The sequence below is a fragment of the Aetokthonos hydrillicola CCALA 1050 genome (assembly GCF_017591665.1).
Taxonomy (GTDB): Bacteria; Cyanobacteriota; Cyanobacteriia; order Cyanobacteriales; family Nostocaceae; genus Aetokthonos; species Aetokthonos hydrillicola.
The window spans coordinates 57,429-70,552 of the sequence record NZ_JAAKGC010000036.1 but is presented as its reverse complement, the minus strand read 5'-3'; the positions used below and the strand labels follow the sequence as shown (position 1 = coordinate 70,552).

The 13,124-nt window shown below is 38.7% G+C and carries 8 protein-coding genes and 2 pseudogenes; 4 read left to right on the top strand and 6 right to left on the bottom strand.

Translation table 11 applies throughout. From position 1 onward, the window contains the following. A partial coding sequence (locus G4P69_RS19020) for an ATP-binding protein (protein ID WP_390692569.1) occupies positions 1 to 634 on the bottom strand: 634 nt, incomplete at its 3' end. A gap of 823 nt (positions 635 to 1,457) precedes the next feature. Between G4P69_RS19020 and G4P69_RS19015 the strand changes: the two genes are divergently transcribed. After that, positions 1,458 to 3,089, top strand: coding sequence for an IS1634 family transposase (locus G4P69_RS19015; RefSeq protein ID WP_208350864.1), 1,632 nt, complete (start codon positions 1,458 to 1,460; stop codon positions 3,087 to 3,089). A gap of 208 nt (positions 3,090 to 3,297) precedes the next feature. On the opposite strand, the pseudogene G4P69_RS19010 reads toward G4P69_RS19015, so the two are convergent. Further along, positions 3,298 to 5,142, bottom strand: a pseudogene (locus tag G4P69_RS19010) (ATP-binding protein); the annotation flags it as partial. Between the two features lie 650 nt (positions 5,143 to 5,792). On the opposite strand from G4P69_RS19010, the pseudogene G4P69_RS39325 reads away from it, so the two are divergent. Both G4P69_RS39325 and G4P69_RS19005 read left to right on the top strand, forming a co-directional pair. Next, positions 5,793 to 6,026: pseudogene (locus G4P69_RS39325) on the top strand (IS110 family transposase); the annotation flags it as partial. A 701-nt stretch (positions 6,027 to 6,727) separates the two neighbouring features. After that, on the top strand, positions 6,728 to 8,260 hold the full coding sequence (locus G4P69_RS19005) for a flavin-containing monooxygenase (RefSeq protein WP_208345185.1): 1,533 nt from the start codon (positions 6,728 to 6,730) through the stop codon (positions 8,258 to 8,260). A gap of 9 nt (positions 8,261 to 8,269) precedes the next feature. Here G4P69_RS19005 and G4P69_RS19000 read toward each other — a convergent pair whose 3' ends face one another. The 4 genes from G4P69_RS19000 to G4P69_RS39320 form a co-directional block, all read right to left on the bottom strand. Then, complete coding sequence (locus G4P69_RS19000) at positions 8,270 to 8,947, bottom strand: tyrosine-type recombinase/integrase (RefSeq protein WP_310834385.1); 678 nt, start codon at positions 8,945 to 8,947, stop codon at positions 8,270 to 8,272. A 208-nt stretch (positions 8,948 to 9,155) separates the two neighbouring features. After that, on the bottom strand, positions 9,156 to 9,314 hold the full coding sequence (locus G4P69_RS18995; protein WP_208350867.1) for a hypothetical protein: 159 nt from the start codon (positions 9,312 to 9,314) through the stop codon (positions 9,156 to 9,158). 109 nt (positions 9,315 to 9,423) lie between these two features. Beyond that, a complete protein-coding gene (locus G4P69_RS18990; protein WP_208350859.1) occupies positions 9,424 to 9,996 on the bottom strand; it encodes an Hsp20/alpha crystallin family protein in 573 nt (190 codons plus the stop codon). A gap of 286 nt (positions 9,997 to 10,282) precedes the next feature. After that, positions 10,283 to 10,396, bottom strand: coding sequence for a Uma2 family endonuclease (locus G4P69_RS39320; RefSeq protein ID WP_243902989.1), 114 nt, complete (start codon positions 10,394 to 10,396; stop codon positions 10,283 to 10,285). A gap of 193 nt (positions 10,397 to 10,589) precedes the next feature. Here G4P69_RS39320 and ppsA point away from each other — a divergent pair, with 193 nt between their 5' ends. Next, entirely contained in the window at positions 10,590 to 13,028 is a 2,439-nt protein-coding gene (gene ppsA / locus G4P69_RS18985; RefSeq protein ID WP_208350857.1) for a phosphoenolpyruvate synthase, read from the top strand. Positions 13,029 to 13,124: the final 96 nt, after the last annotated feature.

The following is a 13,124-nucleotide window of genomic DNA, read 5'->3' as shown; positions in this document are numbered from 1 at the left end:
GCTCGAAGTCGCCACCGAGATAAGCTACTTCTGCAGCCGAACTGTATAGTGCCAGACTTAATTCATACTGACGTTCCCAACCGGTTACAGATAAAAGATCGATGCCTACACTAAAAAAATCAAGGGCTGTGGTGTAAGCTGTAGCAGCTTTAGCTTTTTCCCCTGCTTCCCAGTTCAACTGCGCTAGGGTATCTCGCTCTTGTTGCTCGCTAATCAGTCCTTTGCCAATATTCAACTGAGCAACAATTTCAAATAGTTTTTCCTGTCTTTCTGCTAAACTTGTTTCCTTCAATAAAAGTTGTCCGATTTGGAAATGAGTAGTTTGCTTTTGCTCTTCAGGAATAAGAGAATAAGCTGCTTGCTGGACGCGATCGTGCAAGAATTTATAAGGAACGGCAATCTCACCACTGCTATCAATGTTGTCTAGCTCATTCGATTGGAAGAACTTGTAAGTTTCACTAATGGGGAGAATCAACCCTTCCTGTAACGCCCTCCATAGATCGGTCGCCGTGTCAATAGATGATTTTCCAGAGACAGTGACTAACGTTTTCAAATCGAATTGGTTGCCAATACAAGCTGCAAGTTTCAAAACCTCCTGCGTCTCCACCGGAAGTTTCACAAGCTGCAAATTCATGAATCCCACATTCCGCACTTCAAAATGTATTGCAAAGTAATATATAATAACTGTTTGACACGAGTAAATAAAAATACTCAGCAAAGCCTAAGTAAGTCGGCATGAAGCGGTTGTGTGAAAATAAAGCTGATAAAGAGGCGATAAATACTTCTTCGGGATGGCGCTAAGTGGTGAAACATAGAACTGATATGGGTTTTGGAGTATAGACAATCCCAGGGCAAGCAACCGCTAACATGAGCAGGACTTACGCAACTGGCAGAGGCGATCGCGCTCATTTTAGTACATTTGTATTGTATGAAGGACGCAACTGGCACAGCGAGATCGCTAAAGCCTGACTTTTCCCGTTAAGTCGTGAAACCTAGAAATGATAAGGGTTTTAGAGTATAGGACAATTATCAACAAGCAACCTTTAATGAGAATAATCGACAAGACAATAGGACTTTGGGACTGGGATTATAGTAAGCGATTGGGCTTAAGCCCACTGCCCAAAGGGCAATCGCACGGGATGAAAAGATAACAGGAAAAGTCAAGAAGTTGTTAGTTTCAAGCTTTTTAGAAAGCTAAATAGACATCGCTTTATGAAGAAGAACTCAGAACACATCCGTCAGAATTGAGCTTGGGAATTCTGTGCGAGTGGGTGATGAGTATAGGTAAAAACCTCGTCCAAGAGTGGAAGTGGGTCGGAGTTGAAACTTTTCTTAAAACACCATCCCTTTATGGGCGGTGTATTCTGAGTTCTGAATTCTCTTTTATTGTGTCAACTTACTTGGACAGGACTTGTGAGACAATCAAAAAAACTAAAAAATATGTTAGAGGTAAAAAAATGTCTCCAACGTCAAAAGCAGAAATTAAAAATATTGATCATTTAGGGATAGTTGCTGGGCTAATTGATGAAATCGGAATAGTTGAAACAATAAACTCAAAATTAGGAATAGATTCTCGAGAGAAAATATCAGCAGGAATAATAGTCAAATCTGTTCTAATAAATGGATTAGGCTTTGTAGCAAGACCTATGTATTTGTTTAGTCAGTTTTTTGAAGATAAAGCAATCGAAATTTTGTTGGGAGAAGGAGTAAAAAGAGATTATATAAATGACGATAAAATAGGAAGAGTCATGGAAAAATTATATCAACACGGATTAAACAATCTATTTGTAGAAATTGTATTATTTGTGATAAAAAAATTTAAGATAGAGACAAAATATTCCCATTTAGATGCTACATCATTTCATCTACATGGAAAATATAAAAGTGAAGAGAATAATGATAAAGAGGAAGAAATAACTAGAGAGAGACCAATAATTATAACCAAAGGATATTCTCGAGATCATAGACCTGATTTAAAACAATGTGTTTTAGATTTAATAACAAGTAGTGATGGAGATATACCATTATTAATGAGAGTAGGAGATGGAAACGAAGCGGATAAAGCCGTATTCGGAAAAATATTGGTTGAGTTTAAAAAGCAAATAAATTTTGACAATATTATGGTCTGCGATAGTGCATTATATAGTCAAGAAAATATCCAATTAATCGAGCATCTAAAATGGATAAGTAGAGTACCGATGACAATAAAAAGAGCTAAGGAATTAGTCCAATCAGTAGAGATAGAAGATATAGAGATAACTTCAGAAGAAAGAAAAAAAAGAGCAGCCCTAAATTTAGAAGGATACAAGTGGAAAGAAGAAATAGTAACTTACGGTGGAATTAAACAAATTTGGCTAATAGTAGAAAGTCAAAAAAGAAGAGAGAGTGATTTAGAAAAGCTAGAGAAAAAACTAAAGAAAGAAAAAGATAAAGCTGAAAAATTGCTCAAGGAAATAAAAAAAGAAGATTTTGAAACTCCAGAACAAGCTCGATATAAACTAAAAGGAATTAATAAAACTCTGAAGATGTTTGAAGTCAAAGAAGTTAAAGTTGTTGAAAGTGTATCAAAAGCTGAGGAGACTATTTATAAAATAGAAGGAGTGGTTTATGAAAAATCAGAAGAGATAGAAATACAAAGAAAAGAAGCCGGAAGATTTATTTTAGCAACTAATTTAGTTGACGAGAAGAAGTTAGAGCCAGAAGAAATTATCACAAATTATAAAAATCAACAGTCTTGTGAAAGAGGATTTAGGTTTCTCAAAGATCCTTTATTTTTTGCTGATAGCTTCTTTGTAGAGAATCCTGAAAGAATAGAGACGATGTTATTTTTAATGGCTCTGTGTTTGTTAGTTTATAATCTTGGTCAAAGAGAACTTAGAAATAGCTTAAAAAGAGCCAAAGTGGGAATCAAAAATCAACTAGGAAAATTAACACTCACCCCTACATTAAGATGGGTATTTCAATGCTTTCAAGGAATTCATATTTTGACTTTAAATGGTGTTCATCAAATTATTAATTTAACAGAGGAGCGAAACTTTACTTTAAATAATCTGCCTTCATCTTGCCGGAAATATTATTTACTTTCTTAATCTAAACAACGTCTGTATATTAGATAACAATTTATCACTATCCGAAGGAATAGTTATTGTTCCTCAAATTTATAGTGCCTATACAACCTATTTTATCAGTTAAATATTTTATGTTTAATTATTTTTCTTGAAAAGAAAATCAGTTCGTTATTCTTTTGTTAATTATCCTGACTTTCTTACTTTTATCTATTTTGTAACTCATCCGTATTTCAAATTGAAGTGCGGAATGTGGGATGAATTCAAGGACATCATCGGACAATGCTAACTGCCGCACTGAAACCATGTCACATTGCCAGTAACCTAGTTCTGGCTGAAACTGAATCCAACACTCTTCATGCAGAGCTTTGAGAAATTGAGTCGTGAAAAAGGGATTCCCTTTGGTTTTCCGATACACCCATTGCGTCAGTGGACGAGCTAGTTCTTTGGTACAACTGAGGGTGTCTGCAACCAATTGATTGATCGTCATTTCCTCTAAGGGTTCCAGAGTCATCGTATCGACCGTAGCTTGGCTTTTATAAATCTGTGAGAGAGTCAGCATTAGGGGATGAGCGGGAGACACTTCATGATCTCGATAGGCACCTAGAATGAGTAAATATCCTGAACTTGCTTCCGTCATCAGTACTTTCAGCAAGTTTAGGGAAGCCGAATCTGCCCATTGCAAGTCGTCCAGGAACATCACTAGGGGATGCTCAGGGGTTGAGAATACCTGAATGAATTTCTGAAATAGTAAGTTGAAGCGATTTTGGGCAGCGCTACTGGAAATTTCCTGTGGTGACGGCTGTTCCCCGATAATCCTTTCTAGTTCAGGAATTACATCCATAATTACTTGTCCATTTTCGCCCACTGCCGTCAGAATTTTGGCTTGCCATGCTGCTAGTTGAGCATCGCTCTCACTGAGGAGTTGTCTCATCAAGTCACGAAACGCTTGTACAAAAGCAGAAAATGGAATATTACGCCCAAACTGATCGTACTTACCTTTGATAAAGTAGCCCCGTTGCCGAACAATAGGCTTATGGATTTCATTGACAACTGCTGTTTTTCCAATACCGGAAAAACCTGCTACCAGAATCATTTCAGTTGCACCCAGGCTAACTCTTTCGAATGCTTGTAGTAGAATTTCTACTTTGGCTTCTCGTCCGTAAAGTTTATCTGGTATGATGAAGCGATCGCACACATCTCGTTGAGCAATTGGGAAATCTTCTATTTTCCCTGTTTCCTTAAGGTCAACCAAGCACTTTTCTAAATCATGTTTCAGCCCCAGTGCGCTTTGATAGCGGTCTGACGCGTTTTTTGCCATGAGTTTGCTAACAATTTTTGATATGACAAATGGAACGGCTGGATTAACTTCATGTACCAATGGTGCTGTTTTCGCAATGTGACAATGTACCAACTCCATTGCATCCTCTGACTGAAATGGTAATCCTTTTGTCAATAATTCGTAAAAAGTTACACCCAAAGAATAAAAATCTGTGCGATAGTCAATCCCGCGATTCATTCTGCCTGTTTGTTCTGGGGAAATATAAGCAAGTGTCCCTTCTAATATATTGGGACTAATTAGGGTTTGAGTTTCCCGTGGCAGCAGGGAAGCTATACTAAAGTCTATTAATTTTACTTGTTTAGTTTCTGGGTTAATTAAAATATTTCCAGATTTAATATCCTTATGAATTATTTTATTAATAATCAGAAAATCTAATGTATTGCTTAACGCGATCGCAATTTGTAAAAATTCACGTAGAGATGTGGCATCATTCTTGCTGGCGAAATAATCCTTGAGAGAAATTCCCCCAAAGTCTTCCATCACTAACGCATACCCGTTTTGGTAGTCTTCCAAGCTATAAGTTTGAATGATTCCAGGATAATTGAGATTCTTGACAATGATGTATTGATTACGAAATTGTGTTACTTCACTAAAACTCGGATAAGGATTCTTCAAAAGTTTAATAACTACAGATAATGAGTCAGTCTTCCTAACTCCACGATAAACCACTGTTCTTTGACCATTATAAAGCTGTTCTCTCAGGTGATATCCGGCAACATTTACGGAACTCATCATCCCACTATCTCTTCAAATCAAATTTTCTGGATTTAGTGTTCCCAAATTTTGTTAAACGAAACACATCTGCTACAGAGAATCCACTTATTACCAGGAGTATCCCATTTGTTAAAAAATCATATTATTTTTGTCAATTAGAGATTATACTGAAATGTTAGAAAGCAAAAAAGTATCAAATTAGTTTACATACTGATATTCTAGGGCAAGAATGAATTATCGGTATCAAAATTAGGCGTTAGAGTGCAGGCGGTTTCCGCATCGCTAACTCAGAAAAGGGGTTTCCAATCCCATTTTTTTTTGACACAATTGTAAGCACAATTGCTTATTGACAAATAATGAATAACCTTAACTTGTGACCAATGCCGTCTTCACAAGGAAATAGATCGATAGGCAACATTGAACTCGGGTCACGTGCAACTAGACCCGTATTTCTCACAAGATTGCAGAAAAGAAGGGTCAAAAGCTAGCAAAATAGTGTAAAAATTACTATTCCCAGAGATAGCACCTATCCTAGGGAAGAAATCATAAGTTTGTGGATATTATTCATTTTAAAAAATCCCAGTAATTTTGACATTGAAAAGTATTTTATATACCTTTTATAAACTCTGCTTTTACTTTGAAATCTTCGTAGGGTGTCAGAAATTTGGTAATGTGGAATTATAACCGTAGCAATGGAATCGACAGGAGTTTATTGAATACCACTGTTTCAAATACTAGAGACCAAACAGTTTGAAATCAAGCTTGTAAATGCTCATTATATTAAAACAGTGCCAGGACGAAAAAGCGATATACTTAAATGTCAATGAATACAGCAATTACACACCTACATCTTATTATCAGCTTCGTTTCGACCTAATGATCAAGCATATGTACTACTTAGCTATTAAGAAATGCGGGTTAAGCTGAATTTTTACTAGACAAATTCATTGATACGCTCTAATATAAAATTAAATTCTTTAGGCAGGTGTATAAGGGTAAGTCAATTTTTGAAAATGAATTGATCTGATTTCTAAAAATCCTTATGGTAGGATATGTTATTCCATCAAATTAGTCACTTTATTTCAAACAATACCGCACACACAAGAGAAGATTCGAGTACCTCGTATCATAGCAAGTAACATGATTTTGCAAGTCAGTTTCTAATTATCAATTAAGTTGCTACATTAGACCTCTTGCAAAAGCCTTATGTGTGTGGGACAAGTAGGTTAGCAATTCATAAATTTCATGTCAATAGCCGAATAACGAAAAAGAAGTCCACAGGTGGTGAACTAACTTGTTTAGATAAAAAGAGCAATCAAGAATTACCGAAAACCTGAGTTTTGGGTGAACACATCAATCCAAAAATAAAAATATTTAAAACTTTATTTGACCATTATCTCTATCGTCAAAAAAGATTTTGTTTGAGATTTAATCTCATAGTTGGTTTATACAACTATGAGCTTTGTTTCTCCAAAATTGAATGTGCTTAACTGAATTTTGCAAGAGGTCTATTCTCAGTAAACACAAGTTTTTTTTGCTGGAACCGCACTTTGAAATAGGTGATTTATCACTTCAAGTTTAATCGGGATTAGAGGTGGAACTTTTTATGATTGATTGCATTGTGATTGGCGCAGGACCTGGTGGTCTAGTTTGCACAAAAGAACTACTCGAACAAGGAGTACGCGATATTGTCTGTTTAGAGCAATCGTCTCGTATTGGTGGTGTTTTTACCAATACTTACGATAATTTGGTGTTAACTTCCTCTGCTACATTTAGTATGTTTTCAGACTTCTGGATTGGCGATGGAAATCAGCACAAGTTCTGGACTAAAGAGGAAGCACTTGATTATTGGAAGAGATATGCGGAATATTTTGGTGTTCTCAAACACATTCGTTTTAACTCTGAAGTAGTCTCAGTAGCATCAGAAATTAGTGAGGGCTGGCAAGTTCAGCTAGCATCTGGAGAGACTTTATACTCAAAACGAGTAGCACTAGCAATTGGGAACAATACTGTCCCTGATTATCCAGATTGGAAGGATTTATTAACTGACATTGAGTACTCTCATTCAAAAGAGTATCGTAATGCTGATAAATTTGTCGGCAAAAATGTTTTATTAGTTGGAGGGGGAGAGTCTGGTTCTGATATAGCCTTAGAAGTATCCCGCGTAGCAAATAAAACTTGGGTCAGCTTGCGTAACTCAACAGGCTGGGTGGCTCCTCGAAATAGAGGTGTATACGCCGCAGATATTTCTACCCATCGAGGAGTGTGGGGTCTTCCTCGTGATTACGGAGCAACTTTAAGCCAAGCTATTTATAAAGCTGAGTTAAGCCAGAAAGATCCAGTTCATAATGCAGTAGTTGAACTTAATAAGAAGATTAAGGCTAAAAAGGGCGTTTGGGGAATTTATGGAACCAAAACTTTCTCCCTGCCCAAAGCAATTGTGCATCACAGTTGTAAAGTTGTTGGTGAGATAGTAAAAGTGGCAGACGGAGGGAAGACATTACAAACTGCAGAGGGGGAATGCCTACAAAACATTGATGCTGTAGTCTTTTCTACTGGCTATAAAAACTACGTGTCTTTCCTTCCAGAGAATCTCCGGGCAACTGACCCCCGTAGTCTATATAAACATATGTTCCATCTAAAGTATCGAGACAGGATCGTATGGATTGGTTCAGCACGTCCTAATTTCGGCAGCCAGTTTCCCATTATGGAAATGCAGGCGCGTTTGTTTGCGATGATTTGCACGGGAGAACGAACACTTCCTACTCCCGCAGAAATGGAGCGAGTTACCTGTGTTGATCGAGCTATCTATTTAGAACAGTTTGAGCATAATGCCCATCGATTACGTAGCTTGGTGGATTATCCTCGGTACATGAATGATCTGGCTGCTTTGATAGGGTGCGAGCCGCCACTATGGGAGTACTTTTTTTCGCACCCCCATATCTGGCTGCGGATCGTATACGGTGCAATGCAGTCAACTCAGTTTCGATTGCGAGGTCCAGGCAACAAGGAATCCTTGGCACGAGATCTGCTAATCAAACTACCCGTGAGTAAACCTACTCATATCGTTAAAGCAGGTCTAAAAGGACGTTTGATTTATGGCTTCAAGCGTCTAATTCCAAAATTTGACTTTGTTTAACTAGAATCATTAAGTTGGAATTGATAAAAGGGGTGTAAACACGTAATCGCAGGTAACACAACGAAAACGCTTATGGTTTAAGCCATCGGCTAAGATTTGAAAACCGTATTGTTGAAGTTCTTTTGATTTACAGTTAGGGCATTTGAGAAACGAAGTGTTCTTTTCTACTTTTGTACGGTTCTGTTTTTGTTTCTGCGGTTTGTGTTGGTTCCCATCTGTTGACTGTTGAGTGTTTTGCTTTGTCGGATCAGGAAGCACATTCAAATATAAGGCACTAGAATCATCGTGATGAGCATGAAGGTATCTGCTGGTGGTAGAAATGGAACTATGACCAAGAGTATTTTGCACTAAATGCAGTGGTGCACCCCTAGAGAGGGAATGGATTGCATGGGCGTGTCTCAACCAATGAGGAGAAACCTTTTTGTTAATACCCGCAGCTTTAGCAGCCTTTGCTACAATGCGATTTACCTGGGATTGGTCAAGGGATGTGCCAAGACTATCTTTTTCTCTAGACGTAAATACAGGATCAGAGGATAGAGCATTGTTTCTCAGTTTACAGAGCTTTTGCCACACGGGTTCTGGTAAAAGGATGATTCTGGTTTTTTCGCCTTTACCAAAAATAGCCAATTGTCCACCAGGCTTTTTAGGAGATAAATCCTTCCAACGCAGCGAACATAATTCATTCACCCGTAAGCCAGCAGTGTAGAGCAACAACCGTCAGCAATTTGCTGTAATTGTTCTGCTGTAATTTGTCCTGCGATCGCCAATTCATCGTTAATTTTCCTAATGGTACTCATCGAACTCCTCTCCCAACTAATTAAGTTATGAGTTCAAGAAAGAAATCTTTCCTGAACTCATAACTTAAGCATGGGTTGACCGTCCACTCCTCCAAAACTCAAGACTCCTTCTCATCAGAAATATCACCTTCAAAAGGTTGAACTCCTGTTTTTGGATAGTCATCATCACTTGGACGAAAAATTCTAGCAACTGCGCCTGATACAAAACCAATTACACCCTGAACAACTTGTTGAATTGATTCAATCATCTTATTCACAAATTTTGTCTCCTTAAGATTAAAGCTACTATTCTTTAACTGAGCGAAACATGACGGGATCAGTTATCAGTTGTTAGAGCCCAAAAAATGTTTGATAACTGTTTACTGTTCACTGATAACTGTTAGTAGATTTTTCCAGTTCTGTTGCTGCACGACTATGCATCGTCTGTTGTATATGCTCCTCATGTTGGCGCGATTCAGCCATTGCTTCCCGAGCTTTTTCTTGTATGGTTAAATCAACTTTAACCACGTTAGAATTAGCTTCCTGTATTTTCGGTAAGGTTAGAGTTAAAAGACCATTCTTAAATTCAGCCTCGACTTGATCTTGTTTGACTGATACAGGTAACGGTACAATCCGTTGGAATTTACCATAACGAAACTCAGAACGGACAAAGCCTTTATCTTCGGTACGTTTTTCCTCCTCATGTTCTCCAGCAATTGAAACTGCATTTTGGCTAACTTGAACATCAAGGTTTTTTGCACTTACCCCTGGAACTTCTGCTTTGAAAATGATATTGGCATCAGTTTCTTCCAGTTCAATAGCTGGCATCCAGGTAACGTTTTCTTTTTTAGAGAATAAACTTTCGCTATGCCTAGTATGGATTAACTCGTCAAACAAACGATTCATTTGTTGACGCATTTGGTCGAGTTCTCGTAAAGGTTGCCAAGGAATTAGAGACATATTAGCTTCCTCTCTTAAGACTTGTTGCAACTGCAGGTTCGAGCCGATCAACCCCCTAAGTAGAATTACTACTTGAAATTGGCTCCAACTTCAATATAAAAGAAAAATCTGAGGAACTTGTGAGGAAGACACCAGAAGCCTGTATCTAGTAGCCTGATGGAGTAGTTTGACTCATGCCTAAAAAACATCTCCTGAAACCCTTAATTTCCGTTGATGTTATTTTTGAGCATTTTTTAGAAGATAAAATTGGTTGTTGTCCATTTGTGAGTTGAGAGCCTTCTTAAGCCTAACAAGCTGATATCACGCGACGATTTTTGCGATCGATTAACCAACCCAGCCTAACTTTTGCTGCTATATATTCGTTGACTACATTGTTCAGGTTAATAGTAATGGCAGTCATCGAAGTTTTGTGAAAGCTGCTTGACTAATATTTTAGCCTAAGTTAACTACCTAGGTTTTCACCACAGCGTCAAGTGCTTCCTCACAAGTTCCTCAAATTATCTTTGTATAACTAAAGGTGTTAGACCTAACAAGCCGGTTATTGGACTGCATCCTGCTCAAACAACTCCAGATGTCAAAGGATAAACGAGTCAATGGTAGAAACATTTGCCAATCAAAAAACCACCAACCAAGGATCCAAAGATCAAGCCTTAGTATTGCTATTGGATGAAGTTGGAATTGCAGACATTCCCTTAGTGGGTGGCAAAAACGCCTCTTTAGGGGAAATGATTCAGCAGCTTGTGCCTAAAGGGATAAAAGTCCCTACAGGGTTTGCTACCACTGCTTATGCATACCGCTATTTTATCCAAACAGCAGGGTTAGAAGCAAAACTAAGAGAAATTTTTGCTTCTTTAGATGTTGACGATGTTAACAATCTACAGCAGTGTGGCAAACAAGCTAGGCTACTAATGCTTCAAACTCCTTTTCCTCAAGATTTACAGGACGCGATCGCCACTGCATACCAAGCTTTGTGCGAGGAGTACGGGGACAACACTGATGTTGCCGTTCGTTCCAGCGCTACAGCCGAAGATTTACCCGATGCTAGCTTTGCTGGACAGCAAGAAACCTACTTAAACGTTCACGGTTTACAAGCAGTACTGGAAGCTTGCCACAAGTGCTTTGCTTCAATTTTTACAGACCGCGCTATTTCTTACCGTCAAATCAAGGGCTTCGACCATTTTAACATTGCCCTATCTGTGGGCGTACAAAAAATGGTACGTTCTGACTTAGCATCTTCTGGAGTCCTGTTTTCCATCGACACAGAAACAGGTTTCAAAGATACTGTGTTAATTACTGCTGCCTACGGTTTGGGTGAAAACGTGGTTCAAGGAGCAGTTAACCCTGATGAGTACTTAGTATTCAAACCTACTCTCAAACAAGGACACCGCCCAATCTTAGCAAAACGCTTGGGTACGAAAGAAATTAAGATGGTGTATGACTTGGGTGGTTCTAAATTGACCAAAAATGTTTCTGTTTCCCAAGAGGAACGGAATGCATTTGCCCTTAATGACGAAGAGATTTTGCAACTTGCACAGTGGGCTTGTTTAATTGAAGAACACTACTCCCAAGTACGTGGAGACTATACACCAATGGATATTGAATGGGCAAAAAACGGCATAACTGATGAGCTGTTTATTGTCCAAGCACGTCCAGAAACAGTCCAATCCCAGAAGGTAAAAAATGTCTTACGTAGCTACCAGCTAAAAGAAAAGGGTGAGGTGCTAGTCACTGGTCGCAGTGTAGGTGAAATGATTGGGCAAGGTAAAGCCAATATAATTCTGGATATACATCAAATCAACCAGTTCCAACCAGGAGACGTGTTGGTAACTAATCGTACAGATCCAGACTGGGAACCAATCATGAAAAAGGCTAGTGCTATTGTCACCAATGCTGGTGGTCGCACTTGTCATTCAGCAATTGTTGCACGAGAATTGGGTATTCCAGCAATAGTGGGTTGTGGTAACGCTACTACAGCAATCAAACCAGGTCAGGAAATTACTGTTTCTTGTGCAGAAGGTGAAACCGGTAAAGTTTATTCAGGTTTACTACCTTTTGAGGTGCATGATACGAGCTTAGAACAATTGCCTCATACCCGCACACAAATTATGATGAATTTGGGCAACCCGGAAGAAGCATTCGGTTTGAGTGCACTTCCCAATGATGGGGTAGGGTTAGCACGGATGGAATTTATTATTGCAAACCACATTAAAGCACATCCGTTGGCACTATTACATTATAATGAGCTAGAAGATGAACTTGCTAAATACAAAATTGCCGAAATAACTCCTCAATACGAAGATAAAGCACAATTCTTTGTTGATAAATTGGCGCAAGGTATTGGTACGATCGCGGCTGCGTTTTATCCCAAACCTGTGATTGTACGTCTTAGTGACTTTAAGAGCAATGAGTATGCTAACTTATTGGGTGGGAAACAATTTGAACCCAAAGAAGAAAACCCAATGATCGGTTGGCGGGGTGCGTCTCGTTACTATGATAACCGCTACCGTGAAGGTTTTGCCCTAGAGTGCCAAGCTATGAAGCGGGTACGAGATGAGATGGGTTTAACTAATGTTATTTTGATGGTTCCATTCTGCCGTACTCCAGAAGAAGGTCTTCGCGTAGTAGCGGAGATGGCGAAACATGGTTTGGTGCAAGGAGAAAATGGTTTGCAAGTTTATGTGATGTGTGAGTTACCCAGCAACGTGCAACTTGCAGATGAATTTTGTCAAGTGTTTGACGGTTTCTCTATTGGATCTAATGACTTGACACAGTTAACTTTGGGACTAGACCGAGATTCCGAGTTAGTAGCGCATTTGTTTGATGAACGTAATCAAGCTGTGAAACGAATGATCGCAAAGGCAATTTCCACTGTGAAATTGCATGGACGAAAAATAGGTATTTGTGGTCAAGCACCGAGCGATTACCCAGAGTTTGCACGATTCTTGGTTGAACAGGGAATTGATTCCATTAGTCTCAATCCTGATTCGGTGTTAAAGACTTTGCTAGAAATTGCTGCTGTAGAACAACAATGATCAAAACCCACACCTAATATTAGAAATGAATAGGGTGTAGGGACAACCTACTTAAAACCCTATGCCCTATGCCCCATGCCCCATGCCCCTTGTTGT

Bases quoted from the DNA above. Each gene is read 5' to 3' on its own strand.
- G4P69_RS19005 (WP_208345185.1), top strand. From the start codon at position 6,728: ATGATTGATTGCATTGTGATTGGCGCAGGACCTGGTGGTCTAGTTTGC.
- G4P69_RS18990 (WP_208350859.1), bottom strand. From the start codon at position 9,996: ATGTCTCTAATTCCTTGGCAACCTTTACGAGAACTCGACCAAATGCGT.
- G4P69_RS19015 (WP_208350864.1), top strand. From the start codon at position 1,458: ATGTCTCCAACGTCAAAAGCAGAAATTAAAAATATTGATCATTTAGGG.
- ppsA (WP_208350857.1), top strand. From the start codon at position 10,590: ATGGTAGAAACATTTGCCAATCAAAAAACCACCAACCAAGGATCCAAA.
- G4P69_RS39320 (WP_243902989.1), bottom strand. From the start codon at position 10,396: ATGACTGCCATTACTATTAACCTGAACAATGTAGTCAACGAATATATA.